11 protein-coding genes and 1 tRNA gene are annotated in these 16,429 nt (G+C 64.3%); 10 read left to right on the forward strand and 2 right to left on the reverse strand.

Annotation, left to right across the window (positions count from 1 at the left end; all coding sequences use genetic code 11):
• Nucleotides 1–96 precede the first annotated feature (96 nt).
• On the forward strand, nt 97–2,172 hold the full coding sequence (locus KIH76_RS08100; protein ID WP_219070240.1) for a cation:proton antiporter: 2,076 nt from the start codon (nt 97–99) through the stop codon (nt 2,170–2,172).
• A 149-nt stretch (nt 2,173–2,321) separates the two neighbouring features.
• Here the strand turns inward: KIH76_RS08100 and KIH76_RS08105 are convergent, their stop codons facing one another.
• Nucleotides 2,322–3,176, reverse strand: coding sequence for an alpha/beta hydrolase (locus tag KIH76_RS08105; protein ID WP_236036918.1), 855 nt, complete (start codon nt 3,174–3,176; stop codon nt 2,322–2,324).
• Nucleotides 3,177–3,408: 232 nt separating this feature from the next.
• On the opposite strand from KIH76_RS08105, the gene KIH76_RS08110 reads away from it, so the two are divergent.
• The 8 genes from KIH76_RS08110 to KIH76_RS08145 all read left to right on the forward strand — a co-directional run bounded on the left by KIH76_RS08110 (nt 3,409) and on the right by KIH76_RS08145 (nt 14,043).
• Nucleotides 3,409–4,806, forward strand: coding sequence for an ATP-binding protein (locus KIH76_RS08110; protein WP_236036919.1), 1,398 nt, complete (start codon nt 3,409–3,411; stop codon nt 4,804–4,806).
• Between the two features lie 127 nt (nt 4,807–4,933).
• Nucleotides 4,934–7,270: a serine/threonine-protein kinase gene (locus KIH76_RS08115; protein ID WP_214374483.1), complete on the forward strand. Its 2,337-nt coding sequence runs from the start codon at nt 4,934–4,936 to the stop codon at nt 7,268–7,270.
• Between the two features lie 212 nt (nt 7,271–7,482).
• On the forward strand, nt 7,483–8,472 hold the full coding sequence (locus KIH76_RS08120; protein ID WP_214374450.1) for a DsbA family protein: 990 nt from the start codon (nt 7,483–7,485) through the stop codon (nt 8,470–8,472).
• A gap of 229 nt (nt 8,473–8,701) precedes the next feature.
• Nucleotides 8,702–8,775, forward strand: a tRNA-Thr gene (locus tag KIH76_RS08125).
• A gap of 790 nt (nt 8,776–9,565) precedes the next feature.
• Nucleotides 9,566–11,515, forward strand: coding sequence for an aggregation-promoting factor C-terminal-like domain-containing protein (locus tag KIH76_RS11785; RefSeq protein ID WP_420829266.1), 1,950 nt, complete (start codon nt 9,566–9,568; stop codon nt 11,513–11,515).
• Nucleotides 11,515–12,420 carry a 16S rRNA (adenine(1518)-N(6)/adenine(1519)-N(6))-dimethyltransferase RsmA gene (gene rsmA / locus KIH76_RS08135; RefSeq protein ID WP_219070242.1) on the forward strand — a complete coding sequence of 302 codons (906 nt, stop codon included), beginning with the start codon at nt 11,515–11,517 and terminating at the stop codon, nt 12,418–12,420. The genes KIH76_RS11785 and rsmA overlap by 1 nt, the downstream gene beginning before the upstream one ends.
• Nucleotides 12,417–13,319, forward strand: a complete 903-nt coding sequence (locus KIH76_RS08140; RefSeq protein WP_219070244.1) for a 4-(cytidine 5'-diphospho)-2-C-methyl-D-erythritol kinase — start codon at nt 12,417–12,419, stop codon at nt 13,317–13,319. Before rsmA ends, KIH76_RS08140 begins: the two co-directional genes overlap by 4 nt.
• Before the next feature lie 31 nt (nt 13,320–13,350).
• Nucleotides 13,351–14,043: a LytR C-terminal domain-containing protein gene (locus tag KIH76_RS08145; RefSeq protein WP_219070246.1), complete on the forward strand. Its 693-nt coding sequence runs from the start codon at nt 13,351–13,353 to the stop codon at nt 14,041–14,043.
• Nucleotides 14,044–14,125: 82 nt separating this feature from the next.
• On the opposite strand, the gene KIH76_RS08150 is transcribed toward KIH76_RS08145, so the two are convergent.
• Nucleotides 14,126–15,544 (reverse strand): CCA tRNA nucleotidyltransferase, encoded by a 1,419-nt coding sequence (locus KIH76_RS08150; protein WP_214374455.1) that lies wholly within the window; start codon nt 15,542–15,544, stop codon nt 14,126–14,128.
• Between the two features lie 86 nt (nt 15,545–15,630).
• Between KIH76_RS08150 and KIH76_RS11685 the strand changes: the two genes are divergently transcribed.
• Entirely contained in the window at nt 15,631–16,404 is a 774-nt protein-coding gene (locus KIH76_RS11685; protein ID WP_214374457.1) for an NUDIX hydrolase, read from the forward strand.
• The last annotated feature ends 25 nt before the right edge of the window (nt 16,405–16,429 follow it).

Below are 16,429 nucleotides of genomic sequence, written 5' to 3' on the forward strand. Positions count from 1 at the left end.
CCGCTCACAATCGCCCAGCGAAAACGTAACGTGTCGCGAAGCGCGGGGCTGGTAGGCTGAACACGGCAAAGGCAGCCGCGGGAAAAGGAGGAGAACGTGGCGGTTTTTGAACTCATCCTGTGCATCATCGCGGCGGTCGTGCTGTCTTCGTTCATCAGCCGGTTCATCCCGAAGGTATCGACCCCGCTCGTGCAGATCGTGCTTGGCGCGATCGCCGCGCAGCTGCCGTTTTTTCCGGATGTCGAACTCGACCCGGAACTGTTCATGGTGCTGTTCATCGCGCCGCTGCTGTATCTCGAGGCGCATGAGATCGACAAGTCCGAACTGCTGAAATCGATCAAGCTATCGTTGTCATTGGCGATCGGTCTGGCGATCGCGACGATGGTCGCCGTCGGTGTGATCCTGCACGCGATCTGGCCGGCCGTCTCGCTGGCCGCGGCCCTTGCGCTCGGCGCGGCTCTCGGCCCGACCGACGCGGTCGCCGTCAGCTCGCTCGGCAAGGAGGCCGCGCTGACCAGACGTCAGATGGGCGTGCTCAAAGGCGAGTCCCTGTTCAACGACGCGTCCGGCATCGTCGGCTTCCAGTTCGCGATCGCCGCCGCGGTCACCGGCAAGTTTCAGGTCGGCGAGGCCGCGGGCGAGTTCGTGATGTCGTTCATCGGCGGCGCACTGTTCGGCCTGGCGATCGGAATGGTCGCGAACTGGCTGTTCGAGACGATCCGCTCGCTCGGCTGGGAGACGACCACCACGCGCATCCTGATGGAGCTGTTCCTGCCGTTCCTGTTGTACTTGGCGGCCGAGGACGTGGCGCACGTGTCGGGCATCCTCGCAGTCGTCTCGTCCGCGCTGTTCATCCGTTTCGACCGCACCGGCATCGGACCGAACGTGGCGCGCACGAACATCGTGTCGAACAGCGTGTGGGGCGTGCTATCGTTCGCACTGAACGGCGCAGTGTTCATCCTGCTCGGCATGCTGTTGCCCGACGCGATGGGCACGAGCTGGGACGATCCGGGCGTGAGCAATACGCTGCTGATCGGCGTGATCCTGCTGGTGTCCTGCGTGGTGATCGTGATGCGGTTCCTGTGGGTGAGCGTGATGCTGCGCCTCGCGCGCGACGTGACCACGCACCAGCGGCGCAAGATGACGCCGGAACGACTGCGTTCGGCCGCGGTGATGACGTTCGGCGGCGCGAAGGGCACGATTACGTTGTCATTGATGTTCACGATCCCATACGCGTTGGAGGACGGCCACTGGTTCCCGATGCGCGACGAGCTGATCTTCGTCGCGTCGGGCGTGATCATCGTGACGCTGCTGCTGGCGAACTTCCTGCTGCCGCTGCTTGCGCCGAACCGGTCGAAGGACACGTCGTTGGAGATGACCGAGATCACGATCGAGGTGCTGCGGCGCACGGTCGAGGAGCTGACCGGCCGCGTGACCGACGACAATCGTCGCGCGATTTTGATGGTGATCGACTCGTATACGAAGCGCATCACGAGACTCAAGCAGCGCGCGGGCGAACTCGACCCGCAGGGGTACGCGCAGCTGCAGATCGATGCGCTCGGCTGGGAGAAGGACTACGTCAAGCAGCGGCTGATCGACACGAAACGCAGCAAGGAGGGCACGCAGGCGAGCCGCGATCTGGAGATCGAGGCGTGCGAACGATTGCTGGATCAGATCATGAATTCGCTTCGGCATATCGACACCGACCGCAAGTCGGGCCGCGCGATGTGGCAGATCAAGGGCCGCGCGCGTGCGTTGCAGCGGCGTGTGCTCACGTTGATCCGGCGCACGTCGAGCCGCATCCGCCGCACGACGCCGCTGATCAGCGACGACGCGATCTTCGCGCACTCGCGCATGGTGCAGCTCGACGCGTTCGACCACGTGATCGACCAACTGTACGAGGAGATGACGCGCGACAAGTACAACACCGAGCACTGCACGATGCTGCTGCTCGACTACCGTCGCGCCGAATCCGCGCTGCGCGCGCGGCCGAACATGAGCGGCAGCGCGCAAACGATCGCAATGGCCGAGGACGTCAAGCGCGAGAGCTACGGCATCGAGCTGGGCGTGATCCAGGACATGTTCGAGGCGGGCGACATCACGCGCGCGCAGGCGAAGACGTTGCGCCGCAACGTGTACGTGATGAGCGTGGACGCCGATTCGAGCATCTGACGCTTCCACCCGTCATTTCGACCGAGTATCCCATCCATCACCCGTCATTTCGACCGAGCGTAGCGAGCGGAGAAATCTCTTGCCGGTCAACGGCTCTGTAAGATTTCTCGACTCGGCTTCACCTCGCTCGAAATGACATGAAACGGTAATCACAGCACGCCAGAGGAGATGCCGTTGAGCATCAGCCACTGACGCAGGTCGGCGAACTCCTCGAGGCTGACCTCGTGGCCGAGCGCGCGGTAGCTTTTCGTGGTGAGCCACGTGTGCTCCTCGAGCCACGCGGCGGCCGCGAACAGCTCGTATTTGGGGATCACCGCGTCGTTTTTGCCGTACACGTAGAACACCGGCGTATCGAAATCCGCGAGACGGTCGTCGGCCGGTGCGGTTCCGGGAACGTTGCCCGGCGCGATCGGACCGGACAGAGAGACGGCCGCGCGGTAGCGTTCAGGATGGATGCGCAGCAGGTGGATGGCCAACAGGCCGCCTTGGGAGAAGCCGATCGGCACGATGTCGCGGTCGATCGGGACATGCTCGTCGACCCACCGGTCGATCGCGCGCGCAGCGGCGAACGCGTCACGGTCGAGGTCGTCCGCGGCGGGGATCGCACCGGCCGCCGACCGCTGGTACGCGAACCACGAGTAGGCTCCGGACGTGCGGCCGTCGTCGCCCGGTTCCTGCAGCACGATCGGCGCGCGCAGGGACACGTAGTCGTTGTACGGCGCGATGTACTGCATCAGATCGGCGAGATCGTCTTCGTTCGACCCCCATCCGTGCAGGCACAGGAACATCGGACGGCCGGGCATCGCATCGCCGCCCCCGCGCGAATACCGCACGTAGGTCACCGCCAGCGGCTTATCGGGTGTGGTACGCACGTCATTGGACTCGTCGGGTGTTGTCGCACGTTCGCCAGGTTCATCAGGCAAACCGGATGTGTCAGGCGTGCCGGGCTTCCCGGACGCGCCAGGAATGCCGGGCGTGCCGCCGTTCGTCGCATCTTCGCTCATACCGCCACAATATACCGCAGCGCCGCGCGGCGCGATCCCGATATCATCGCACGCAGCACGCAGTGTTTCCGCAACGCAACAACATGTCTACGCGCAGCGCCGAGCACCACCCAACATCAACACTGCCGCGCACTTCTCAAAAATTTTGAGAAGTTTTCCCATATCTTCTCAAAATTTTTGAGAAGATATATCATAGAAGCAGTCAGCAACACAGCCGAGGGAGGCGCGAACCATGGTCCCCGACAACCCGCGAGAATCATACGCAATGCTGGTGCGCGAGTCGATGCGATTCGACTTCCCAACCCCGTTCCGCCGCGACGACATCATCCGCACACTCGACGAGCCGGCCGCATTCAACATCGTGCACATCATCACCGGCATCCGCCGCTGCGGCAAAACGTTCTACCTGTTCCAGAAAATCCGCGATCTGCTGGATTCCGGCGTTCCGCGCGACCATATCCTGTACTTCAACTTCGCCGACGACCGTCTGCTGCCGATGCCGGACACCGTGCTGGACGACATCGTCAACGAATACTGGCGGCAGGTTCCCGACGCCCGGCGGGACGGAACGTACCTGTTTCTCGACGAAGTGCAGGAATGTGCAAACTGGCAGGGATTCTGCCAGCGGATCGCCGAACACGAGAAAGTCACACTGGTCATCACCGGATCATCGTCGAAGCTGTCCAGCGACGAAATCGCGACGAACTTCCGCGGCCGATCGCACCCTCACGAGATGGCACCGCTATCGTTCCGCGAGTACTGCCTGTTCCACGGCATCGCCGTGCCGGAACGAGATGATGCGGCGACCGGCGCCCCCTCTGCCAATACCGCAGACGTGTTCTCACCGCAAGAAATCACCGACTTCGAAAGCGCATACGAACGATACCTGATCACCGGCGGATTCCCCGGCGTGCAGCGGCTTGACGAACCGGATCGCATCGAGATGCTGCAGGGCTACATGCGCGACGTGGTCGCACGGGACGTCGCGGAACGGTTCGGCCGCGAGAACATCGCGATGGCGACGCAGACCGCACTATATCTGCTACGCAACACGGCATGTGAGCTATCGGTGAACTCGCTGGTCGCAGCGCTCAAGGCCAACGGCTGGAAGGTGTACTGGGACAAAGTCAATACGCTGTTGACTTTGTTCAAACAGGCGTATCTGATCCACGAACTGCCCGAATACCGCACATCATTCAAGCCGAACAGCACCAGCGTGCCCAAGATCTACGCGGTCGATCAGGGCATGGCATACGCCGTGTCGCGAGCCAATCAGCAGGATCTCGGCAAACGACTGGAAACGGCCGTGTTCTGTGAATTGCGGAGACGGACCATCGGACGGAGGACGGAAGCGGTGACCTCGTACACCGTGCCCGACGAACGACAGGAAAAAGTTGATTTTCTTATCGGCGACGCGCTGGCTGCCGAACCGTATGAGCTGGTTCAGGTCGCCGCGTACATGACGGCCGAGAAGACCCGATCCCGTGAAATCGGCTCACTGAGCGCGGTGATGAGACGCACCGGACTTGATTCCGGCATGATTCTGACATTGCACGACGAGGAGGCGATTCATACGGAGGCCGGCACGATTCATGTGACGCCGACGTGGAAATGGGCATTGCTTCGGTAAGCCTCCACGGAAGTCACGCCGGCAGCGATCACATCGAGACCATATGCGACCGGCGAGAACTTGTGGGAGGAGCGATTTTCTGCCGGCGTGCAGCATATGATGCCGGTCGAACGGGCGGTTGGCTAGGATGGTGGGCATGAGCGATTTGAGCGCGTTGAATTTGCAGCCCGGAGATCTGATCGGCGGGTACACGCTGGTGTCGCGCCTGGGGGCGGGCGCGATGGGGTCGGTCTGGCGCGTGCGCGACGACGGCGGTCAGGAATACGCGATGAAGATCCTGCGCGATTCGCTCACCGATACGACGGATGATGAAAACGATGACAGCGTTCGCGAACGGGTGACCGCACGCGAACGTTTGCGCCGCGAGGCAATGGCACTGAAGAAGGTCGATCATCCCGGCGTGTGCGGGATCGTCGACATGGAGCTGGACGATTCGGTCGCGTTCATCGTGACCGAACTGATCGAAGGCAAGAACCTGCGCGAGGATGTGCGCATCAACGGACGGTATACGGGCGACGATCTGGAACGGCTCGCGCGCAAGCTGATCGCGGCCGTGAAGGCCGTGCATGACGCGGGGATCGTGCACCGCGACATCAAGCCGACCAATGTGATGGTGTCGGCCGCGGGTCCGGTGCTGGTCGATTTCGGCATCGCGATGACCGGAGGCGAAAGCCACGTGACCCGCACCGGGCTGGTGATGGGAACGCCGGGATTCATCGCGCCGGAGATCATCGACGGGGCGGAATCAGATGCGATGACGGACTGGTGGTCGGTCGCCTCGGTATTGGCGTTCGCCGCGACCGGCGAACCGGTGTTCGGCACCAAGCCGATGATGGCCGTTCTCGAACGCGCGGCCGCGGGCAACGCGAACCTGACCGGCCTGCCGGCGGGCACGATGGCGGCCTTCCGAGCCGCATTGAACCCCGACCGCAACAAACGCTGCACGCCGGATCAGCTCCTGCACGCCATCGCGCTGGACGCACTCAATCCGCGCGCATGGCAGGACGCGGCGCCTGCCGCGCAGACAGCCCTCGACGCAAGCGAAACAGCCGACGCGAGTGACTCGACCGAGGTGGTGCGCCCTTTTGACGGCGCGGTCGCGAGCAACCCGCGACTGCTTTGGCGCGACGAACCGTCTTTCCTGACCGACGGCATTTCGGCATCAGCCGGATTCCAGCCGGCGCGCATCCCGTCCGCAGGATCCGGGGAGCAACCGGCGTCTTCTGCACCGCCGTATACCGAAGAGCAGCCGGCCCCCTCGCTTCTCCCTCAGGGGAAGCCGTCCGCACAGCAGACCGAGGGGACGCAGGAGACCTCCGTCATGCCCAACGACGCTCCATCCCCCACCGCCGTTCTCCCGAATCTACCCGCCGTAGCAGCCTCGGCCACCACAGTGCTGCCGCACGACATCCCCGCGCCCGCCACGGCTGTTCCACGTGAAACACCGTCCGAAACGACAGTCCCGCCGAACGATGCGGCATACGCCACTGCCGTCCTGCCGAACATGGCTGCATCGTCCGGCGAAGCCGTGCCAACGTCGGTCCTGTCGGGCACCACCACAGCCCTACCCACGCAGGCCGTGCCCTCGCCCGACCCCGCGCAGATCAGCCCGATTCCGCCGCTGCCGGCCGCAGTCGAACCGCAGCCCGGCTCGATCCCGCCATTCCTGCAGGAGGTCGCCGCCGCACAGCCGACCCCGCCGCCACCGGTGCTTCCCTACGCGCAATCGTTCCCGCAGCTGGCATTCGTCACCCCCGACATGAAACGCGCCGACTATCTGACGCGCGGCCTGTTGCCGCTGTGGCTGCTCACGATCCCGCTGGCCATACTGGCCGCCAGCATGCCAGGTGTCGCGGTCTGCGCGGCCAGTGGTGCCCTATGGCTGCTGCTGACGATCGGCTATTCCACCGAATCGCAGCTCGAACGCGAGACCCGCCACGGCGGCGAGCGCCAACGGTTCGACGGGGTCAAGCGCACGGCGAGTCTGCCATGGCACCTACTCAAGGCACTGGCTGCAAGTGTGCCGCATACGTTGGCGATCTGCGCGATCATGACAGCGATGGCAGTGGCGGCAACGTTCGCGCTGAGCTTGCCGGTGACCCACGTGACCTATTACATCGCTGACCGGATGCTGACCATCCCCCTGCTCGACGACACATGCATGTCCCTGTCCGGGCTCACGCTGGGCGCGGGCGCGGCGGTCGGCTGGATACTGTCAACGTTCGCATCGCGCGGCGCGATGCTGCGCATTGGCTGCGGCGCACTGCGCGGACCGTCACCGTCGCTCGCGAACCCGGGAACCAACGAATACGGCGCAACGGACGGTCGCCCGACCAATCACCGCGGCATGATATCGCTGGCGATCTGGGCCATGCTTACGTTCGCGGCAACGCTCCCGCTGCTGTTCGGTAACACGATCGACTGGTGGCCGTTGATCGGCGCACTGTCTACGTCCCTGCTCTGAAATCGCGACGCCGTTCGTACACCCACCGCGCCCGACATTCCACATGTGCCGGCAGCCTCCCCCGCTTCACCCCGTATTCCCCGCGCCGACCCTGCTTGATGAACACTGTGTGAAACAGTTCCGCCGAGAGCGTCGAGCAGGGAGAAAACCGACGGAATCGCGGTCGGCATCGGTTATTATGGGCGAGGTTGCAGGGCGAAAGGACTGTATTCATGGCACAGAATCAAAAACGAGCGGCGAAGCAGCAAACCCGTGCGCAGCGCCGGGCCGCAGAGGAAGCCGCCGCGCGCGTGGCCGCGGAGAAGGCCGAAAAGGAACGCAGGCAGCAGACGATCATCGGCATCATCGCGGTGGCCATCGTCGTGGTGCTGGTGGCGGTCGGCGGATTCGCGATCTGGCGCTCGGTGAGCAAGACTGCCGAGGAAAACGCGAAGGCGAACATGTCGATCAGCGACGCGTATTCGGCCGTGCAGAAGGCATCGACCAAGCCGGAGCGCGCCGACGAGAAGGGCGGCATACTGCTGTCGAAGGACGGCTACGGCAAGTCCGTGGACGGTGCGCCGACGATCGGTATCTACATGGACTTCATCTGCCCGGGCTGCGGCCAGGTGAACCGCGAACTCGATCCGACGCTGATCAAGATGGTCAACGCCGGCCAGATCAATCTCGAACTGCACTTCCTGTCGTTCATGGATTCGTACTCGACCGATGACTACTCGAGCCGCGCCGCGAACTCCGCACTGTACATCGCGGATCACGACGACGATCCCGATCATCTGCTCACCTATGTCTCGAATCTGTACGCCGAGGATTTCCAGCCGGAGGAAGGCACCCAGAACTACCAGTCGGTGAGCGACGACAAGCTCAAGGAACAGGCCGTCAAGGCCGGTGTCTCGCAAGCCGTGGCCGACAAGGCGTATGGACGCGACTATCAGGACTGGCTCGACGCGATGAACGTGTATACGCCGAAGCGCACCGAACTGCAGCATTCCTCCGGCACGTACCAGGGCCAGTTCACCACGCCGACGATCACGATCAACGGCACACGCTGGGATACGACCCAGCTGAGCACGGCCAAGATGGGCATCACCGACGGATTCGCCGCGGCGATCGGCCTCGACAGCAGCAAGATCGGCACGGAAGGCACGCTGCCGTCGATCGGCTCGAGCGACAAGCCGATCTCGCTGACCACCGGCGAGTGACCGGTAGCGGCGCGTGAACGCATGATCGTGCCGGCGCGGCCCTGGCAGTTCCAACACGGTCCTGCCGCGGTCCCGAGTGGCGGTTTTCTCTCGCTGAGACTCGCTCAGCGAGAGCGAACCGCCACTCGCATATCGAGACACGTCACGAATTGAACATTCGGGACGTGCTGGTATGCTAGTCATTCGGTTCGAGTTGCTCGCCGACAAGTTCGTCGGTGTTTCGGCTCACGCCTCCTTAGCTCAGATGGCCAGAGCGGCCGCCTTGTAAGCGGCAGGTCGTCGGTTCGATCCCGACAGGAGGCTCGTCGCGCGCAAGCGCGGTATATAATTACAGATACCAGCAGATTTCTGCGACCAGACTTACCCCGTGTAAGTGATCCCAGGAGCCTTCCCCCAACTTGTGGCTTCCTGGTGAAAAGGGCAGGGCGTTCCCCCAACCGGCTCTGCCCATGTATAGGGGGGCGGGAACTTCCCCTTCTCTCCCGCCCCCTTTTTTCTTTACCTTTGACGCCCTCCCGGTCTCTCAGCCAGTCACCCGCTCCCGGGCTTACGGCCGTCTCCTACCCCTAAACCGGCCGTAAGCCCGGGAAGAAACCGCGACGGCAACGGGACGACACCCCCTGGACCGGTCATGGTTCCCGGGCATACGGCCGGTTTGGGGGATGCAAACGACCGTAAGCCCGGGACAGAAAACCGCGCACCGCCGGCCTCCCGGGCATACGGCCGGTTTGGGGCAGGCAAACGGGCGTAAGCCCGGGAAGAAACCATGACGGCAACGGGACGACACCCCCGAGTGGCATGGTTCCCGGGCTTACTGCCGGTTTGGGCATGCAAACCGGCAGTAAGCCCGGGACCAACCCCATCCGCCAACACCAATCCCGGGCATACAGCCGGTTTGGAGGGCGCAAACGGCCGTAAGCCCGGGACCAACCCCATCCGTCGCCTCCACCTCCCGGGCATACGGCCGGTACGGGACGCAACAGCGGCCGTATGCCCGGGAGGTGGAGGCGACGGAATCAACGGGGGCGTCAAATGTGCGGGTATGGGTGACGGCGGGGCGGTTTTCGGCCGCCGTTCGGACGGAACCGATACAATGCGTCACGTAGTCGTCAACAGAAACGAGGAGCCGATGGCCAGACGCTGGACCCCGCAACGGATGGTGATGTTGCGTCGTATTCGCGTCGCCGCGTGCGCCCTTATCGTGACGGCCGTATCGGTCGGCATGTTCCTGTTCACCGCGCGCAAGACCGTGGCGATCACCGTCGACGGCGAGACGACCACCGTGACCACGTATGCAATGAGCGCGCAGCGGCTGCTCGAATCGCAGGGCATCACGGTCAAGACGCACGATCTGGTGGAGTCGAGCGCGGGCGGCGACCGGCTCACCGACCGCTCGGTCGTCACGGTGCGCAGCGCATATCAGACGACGATCACGATCGACGGGCAGAAGGTGCCGTTCTGGACGACCGCAACCAGCGCGGAGCAGCTGCTCAGTTTCTTCGAGCAGAACGAGGCCGCTGCGGCCAAGGTCACGGTCAATATTGACAACGTATACAACAGACTGACCGGAGGACTGGTGATCAACGAGTGCGGACCGGTCACGGTCATCGCCGACGGCAAGCGTTCGCAGGCGCCGAACGGCAAGCTTCCGGCCGCCTCGATACTCGATTCCAAGGGCATCACCGTGGGCAAGAACGACCGCATCAGCGTCGAGAAGGACGGCGACGAGACGATCCTGCGCGTGCAGCGGATCACGCATCAGCAGGAGACGCGCACGATCGCAGTGCCGCACGGCACACAGACGATACTCGACCCCGCGCTGGAGCCCGGGCAGACCGAGATCCGTCAGCAGGGCGAAGATGGTGCGACACGGCAGGTGTTCGACGTGACGTATGTGGACGGCGTGGCCGAATCGGAAACGCTCGTCTCGTCTACGACGGAGAAGATCGCGATCGACACGATCGTCGCGGTCGGTCCGGAGAAGACGCAGTCCGACGGGTCCGGCAGCGATACGAGCGATTCAGGTGACGCCGACACAAGCGGCGACGCTGCGAACGATAGCACAAGCGGCAACGGCACCGCGAACGATGGCAAGTCGGAGTCGTCACAGGACTCGACCGATTCGGCCGGCAGCGACTCGAAGCAGGACGCCGGTGACACGAACGGCGGCGCAACCGGCAACTCGGGCACCTCTTCCGGGAGTACCTCGGGCGGCACCTCCAACAATTCGGGTAGTGGTTCCGGCAATAACTCGGGAACCTCCGGCAAGAACGACGCGAACGATAGCACGGATTCCGGCACGTCGGGCAATACGCAGGGCAGCACCGCAGGCGACTCAGCATCCGGCAACGGTTCCGGACAGCATTCGGGCGGTACGGGAAACGGCGGTTCCGGGTCAAACTCCGGCGGCGGATCGGGCAATGATGATTCCGGCAACTCGAACGGCAACAGTTCCGGATCGGGCACCACCGGCAATGGTTCAAACGGGAACTCCGATGGTTCCGCCGGATCGGGCAACTCCGGAAACTCCAATAACTCGAACAATACAGGTTCCGGATCGGATAACTCTGGATCGAACAACACAGGTTCCGGCAACTCCTCGAGCAACTCCTCGGGCAGTTCAGGTTCGAGCAACTCCTCCGGCAATTCGAACAACTCCTCAGGCAACTCGAATTCAAACAGCTCGAACTCCGGCAGCTCCACCGACTCCGAATCCACCGCCCGCCTGTGGCGCCCGACCGTCGCCCAGGCGCAGACGTATGCCGCCGGCGCCGCCGCACAACGCGGATGGACGGGCGACGAGTGGACGGCGCTCGTCAAACTGTGGACGCGCGAATCGAGCTGGCGCTGGAACGCCGAGAACTCGTGGACGCACGCCTACGGCATCCCGCAGGCGCTGCCCGGCAACAAGATGGCGGCGTTCGGCTCGGACTGGAAGAACGACGCGGCCGTCCAGATCGACTGGGGCCTGTACTACATCGCGCAACGATACGGCACGCCAGCGAAGGCATGGAAGTACTTCCAGGAAGTAGGTTGGTACTGATGACGGAACCAGAGAGGGAGCACATGGGCGAGGAACAGGAACAGCAGGGCCGTCTGCTGGGCGCGGCGGACATCCGCCGCATCGCGGCCGACGCGGGCATCAGCCCGACGAAGAAGTTCGGCCAGAACTTCGTGATCGACCCGGGCACGGTGCGCCGCATCGTGCGCGAGGCCGACGTGACCGCCGACACGCATGTGATGGAGGTCGGTCCCGGCCTGGGGTCGCTCACGCTGGCGATTCTCGAGACCGGAGCACGCATGACGGCGATCGAGATCGATCCGCCGGTGGCCGAGCGGTTGCCACGCACGATCGCGGAGTTCATGCCGGACGCGGTCGACCGGTTCCGCGTCGTCAACCGCGACGCGCTCACCGTCACGCCCGAAAACGTGCCGGATTTCAACGACAACGACTCGTTCACACTCGTCGCGAACCTGCCGTACAACGTGGCCACGCCGATCATCCTGACGCTGCTCGAACGGTTCGAGAACCTCGGTTCGTTCCTCGTGATGGTGCAGAAGGAGGTCGCCGACCGGCTCGCGGCGACGCCCGGCAACAAGATCTACGGCACGCCGAGCGTGAAGCTGGCGTGGTACGGCACCGCGCGGCGCGTGGGCAATATCGGCCGCAACGTGTTCTGGCCGGCCCCGAACGTGGATTCCGCGCTCGTGCGCTTCGACCGCCACACGCCGCAGGCGCAGGCCGAACTGGCCGGCGGCGCGGACCGCGAGACGACGTTCCGTCTGATCGACGCCGCGTTCAGCCAGCGCCGCAAGACGCTGCATGCGGCGCTCAAGCACGAGGTGCCGGACGAGGCGTTCGCCAAGGCCGGCATCGACCCGACCCGCCGCGGCGAAACGCTCACCGTCGCCGATTTCGCGCGCCTTGCGGCGGAGGTGCGGTCATGACGTCGGTCATCGTGGACGTGCCGGCGAAGACCAATCTCACGCTGCACGTGGGCGCGCCCCGCGCCGAATGGGGCGGCCGGCACGCGCTCGACACGATCTACTGCGGCGTGGGCGTTTACGATACCGTCACCCTCACCGATAAGGAACCCGGCGCGGGTTTCTCCCTTGATCTTGCGGGCGGCCATTTGGGCGACCTCGCGTCCACGGCGAGCGACATGCGCCGCAACCACGCCGTCCTCGCCCTGTTCGCGCTGGCCGAGGCAAGCGGTCGCTCCCCCGACGTGGCGATCCGACTCGACAAACGCATCCCTGTCGCGGCCGGTCTGGGAGGCGGTTCGGCCGACGCCGCCGGCACGCTGCTCGGTCTGAACCGGCTGTGGAATCTCGACTGGCCGATCGAACGGCTGCGTGCGATCGCGGCGACGCTCGGCGCGGACATGCCGTTCTGCCTGAGCGGCGGGTACGCGCACGGCACCGGTTTCGGCGAACAGATCGAACCGATTGACAACGATAGCCGCGCTGCGAACGATCTCAGACAGGCCGGATACTGCGGTGCGCTGCTGATCGGCGCGTATCACGACGCGCTCAGCACGCCGGCCGTCTACCGGCAGTATGATCTCGTCGGCGCGGGCGTCGACCGCAACGGCGAGACGGATGCGAATCACCTGCAGCATGCGGCCATCTCGCTGCATCCGCGCAGCGGCGAGGCGATCGAACAGGCCCTTGCCGCGGGCGCGCGGCAGGCGTTCGTCTCCGGTTCCGGACCGTCCGTCATCGCGTTCGTACCGGACGACGAAACAGCTGCGAACGTACGCGACAACTGGACGTCGTCGCGCTGCGTGGACCGCATCATCGCAGCCGATGCCCCGGCCGTCCCGCGCGTCAGCGAGTGCCGCTAATGTTGAACCAGTCGATTCGGAGGGCAAGGTCATGAGCGAACATTACGACGAGCGGCAGGCCCGTAAGGCCTACATGCGCAAGCGTCAGGGCACGGTGTTCAGTATCGCCGTCACGGCCCTGGCGACGGCGCTGGTGATCTCGCTTCTGTTCTATTTCCACGTGTTCGGACTGGGCAGCATCAAGACGGCCGCCACGAAGCCGAACTATGGCGTGACCGTGCCGTGCGTGCCCAAGGACTCGGACGGCAATCCGGTGAAGTACGTGGACAACAACAAGATCAGCGTGCGCGTGATCAACGGTACACAGTTCGCCGGCTTCGCACGCGCCGTGGCCGAGGAGCTGGGCACGAACCGCAACTTCCCGAACGTGCAGACCGGCAACTGGCAGACCGGCACCGACAAGAAGGGCAATGCGGTCTACAACACCTCGGTCGAGCGCACGACGATCTATTTCGGCAAGAACGCGATTCCCGAGGCGTACACGGTGAACGCGAACTTCAACGATGCGGTGATGATCATGGACGACCGCACCGACATGCTCGTCGACGTGGTGCTGGGCGCGACGTTCAACGATCTGATCGACCAGAAGGACGTGCCGAGTTCGGATACGGAGATCACGAGCTTTGCAGGTTGCGTGGCGGCCGACAAGATCACGAACCTGCCCAAGGCGATCGAACACGATCCGGTGGAGCCGATCAGCACCGACCAGTCCGCCACCCAGTGACGGCAGCAGGTCATCCGGCCTCCCCTCGACGGAAAGGGTCGCACGAACAATCCCGTTCGTGCGACCCTTTCCGCATTGCGGGTCAGTTTGCCGCTTCGGCGTACCAGCGCTTGAGCTCCGCCACGGCCACATCGTGCTCGACCGGGCCGTTATCGAGACGGTATTCAAGCATGTGCTTGTAGGCGCGGCCGACCATCGGCCCGGGTTCCAGGCCGAGCAGCGACATGATCTCGTTGCCGTCGATGTCCGGCCGGATCGCGTCGAAGTCCTCTTTCTTCTTAAGCTCGCGCACGCGGTCCTCCATCTCGTCCATCGCGGACGAGAAGATCATCGCCTTGCGCTTGTTCTGCGTGGTCGCGTCGGCGCGCGTGAGCCGGTTGAGCCGCTCGTACAGGTGGCCGGCGTCCTTGACGTAGCGGCGCACGGCCGAGTCGGTCCACGGCTCGTCCACGTACCCGTGGAAACGCAGGTGCAGGTTCACGAGCTCGCTCACGTCCTCGACGATGTGGTGGTCGAAGTGCAGTGCGCGCAGCCGCTTGCGCGTCATCTTCGCGCCGACCGCGTCGTGGTGGTGGAAGCTGACCTTGCCACCGGGCTCGAACTTGCGCGTCTTCGGCTTACCGATGTCGTGCATGAGCGCGGCGAGGCGCAGCGTGAGATCCGGCCGCGGCACCGGGCCGTCGTCGCCGGTCTCGAGCGCCACCGCGCGGTCGAGCACGATCATCGTGTGCTCGAACACGTCCTTGTGACGGTGGTGTTCGTCGATTTCCAGCTGCAGCGCAGGGATCTCCGGGAAGACGATGTCCGCGAGTCCGGATTCGACGAGCGCCTCAATGCCGGCGCGCGGACGGTCAGACAGCAGCAGTTTGACGAGTTCGTCGCGTACGCGTTCGGCCGAGACGATCTCGATGCGGTCGACCATGTCTGTGATCGCCGCGGCCGTCTCCGGTTCGATCGAGAAGCCGAGCTGGGCCACGAACCGCACGGCGCGCATCATGCGCAGCGGGTCGTCGTCGAACGACTGGCGCGGGTCGACCGGGGTGCGCAGCACGCCTTTGGCGAGGTCGTTCGCGCCGCCGAACGGGTCGACGAATTCGAGATCGGGAACGCGCAGGGCCATCGCGTTGACGGTGAAGTCGCGGCGCGACAGGTCGCCTTCGAGCGAGTCGCCGTAGTTGACTTCGGGCTTGCGCGAGTCCGGATCGTAGACGTCCGACCGGTATGTGGTGACCTCGACCTGCACTTCGGTGCCGTCGGGACGGCGGCGCATCGCGCCGAGCGTGCCGAACTTGCGGCCCATATCCCAGAAGCCGTCACGTCCCCACCGCCGCAGGATCGGCTCGAACTGCTCGGGACGCGCCGACGAGCAGAAATCCAGATCGTGAGACTTGCGGCGCAGCAGCAGGTCACGGACCGGACCGCCCACCAGCGCCAGCTCATAGCCCTGTTCGGCGAACAAACGGCCTAATTCGATGGCCTCGGGCCATACTTCGAAATTCACGCGCACCCTTTCGCAACTTGGGGAACTTTTGTTCTTCTCAGCATAGCGTTACCCCACCTGCGCAAAGTATGAGTAAGGTGGTTAGCATGATTACGCCAGCGGACCTCGCACGCATGCTCGACCATGCGTCGCTTCGTCATGCCCTGGATCCGTTGGCGCCGGACAAGTTGATGTACTCCACGACCTCCGCCGCGCGCACGGATGACGCGGAATCGGGGGAATTCGAATCCACGACCATCCGGGTGCGGGCGACGATCAAACCGTCGGATCCGGCCGATTCCGACACGCCGGGCACGCTGACCGGCGACGCCAGCGACGCGGAGATCGCCGTCGAGGTCACGCCGTCGAGGCCGTCGCCGGCGAACATGCCGCAGCGTCGCTCGTCAGACGGCCCGACAACGTTCGCATCTCTGGACGCGCAGGAGCTGCCGGTCGTGCGCGAGTATTCCGCGGGCGGACTCGTGTTCGACGAGCGTGGCCGCGTCGCGATCATCGCGCGGCATTCGCGCAGCGGGCATCTGGAATGGTGCCTGCCGAAGGGCCATATCGAAAAAGGCGAGACCCCACAGCAGACGGCTGTGCGCGAGGTGCACGAGGAGACGGGCATCCTGGGCGAGGTGGTCGATTCGATCGCGACGATCGACTACTGGTTCACCGGAACCAGCCAACGTGTGCACAAGCTCGTGCATCATTTCGCGCTCAAACAGGTCGGCGGCGAGCTGACCGTTGAGGGCGACCCCGATCATGAGGCCGAGGACGCCATCTGGGTCGATTTCGACGATCTGGACGGCGTGCTCAGCTATCCTAATGAGCGCAAGATCGCCTGGCTCTATGCCAGGAAACTGAACAGGCAGGCATGACGTGAACCTTCCCGCAGCTTCGGCA

The sequence above is a fragment of the Bifidobacterium simiiventris genome (genome assembly GCF_019331715.1).
Lineage (GTDB): Bacteria > Actinomycetota > Actinomycetes > Actinomycetales > Bifidobacteriaceae > Bifidobacterium > Bifidobacterium simiiventris.

Excerpts from the sequence above, each read along its gene's own strand:
- KIH76_RS08105 (WP_236036918.1), bottom strand. The coding sequence starts at position 3,176 with ATGAGCGAAGATGCGACGAACGGCGGCACGCCCGGCATTCCTGGCGCG.
- KIH76_RS08110 (WP_236036919.1), top strand. The coding sequence starts at position 3,409 with ATGGTCCCCGACAACCCGCGAGAATCATACGCAATGCTGGTGCGCGAG.
- KIH76_RS08115 (WP_214374483.1), top strand. The coding sequence starts at position 4,934 with ATGGTGGGCATGAGCGATTTGAGCGCGTTGAATTTGCAGCCCGGAGAT.
- KIH76_RS08120 (WP_214374450.1), top strand. The coding sequence starts at position 7,483 with ATGGCACAGAATCAAAAACGAGCGGCGAAGCAGCAAACCCGTGCGCAG.
- KIH76_RS11785 (WP_420829266.1), top strand. The coding sequence starts at position 9,566 with ATGCGTCACGTAGTCGTCAACAGAAACGAGGAGCCGATGGCCAGACGC.
- rsmA (WP_219070242.1), top strand. The coding sequence starts at position 11,515 with ATGACGGAACCAGAGAGGGAGCACATGGGCGAGGAACAGGAACAGCAG.
- KIH76_RS08140 (WP_219070244.1), top strand. The coding sequence starts at position 12,417 with ATGACGTCGGTCATCGTGGACGTGCCGGCGAAGACCAATCTCACGCTG.
- KIH76_RS08145 (WP_219070246.1), top strand. The coding sequence starts at position 13,351 with ATGAGCGAACATTACGACGAGCGGCAGGCCCGTAAGGCCTACATGCGC.
- KIH76_RS11685 (WP_214374457.1), top strand. The coding sequence starts at position 15,631 with ATGATTACGCCAGCGGACCTCGCACGCATGCTCGACCATGCGTCGCTT.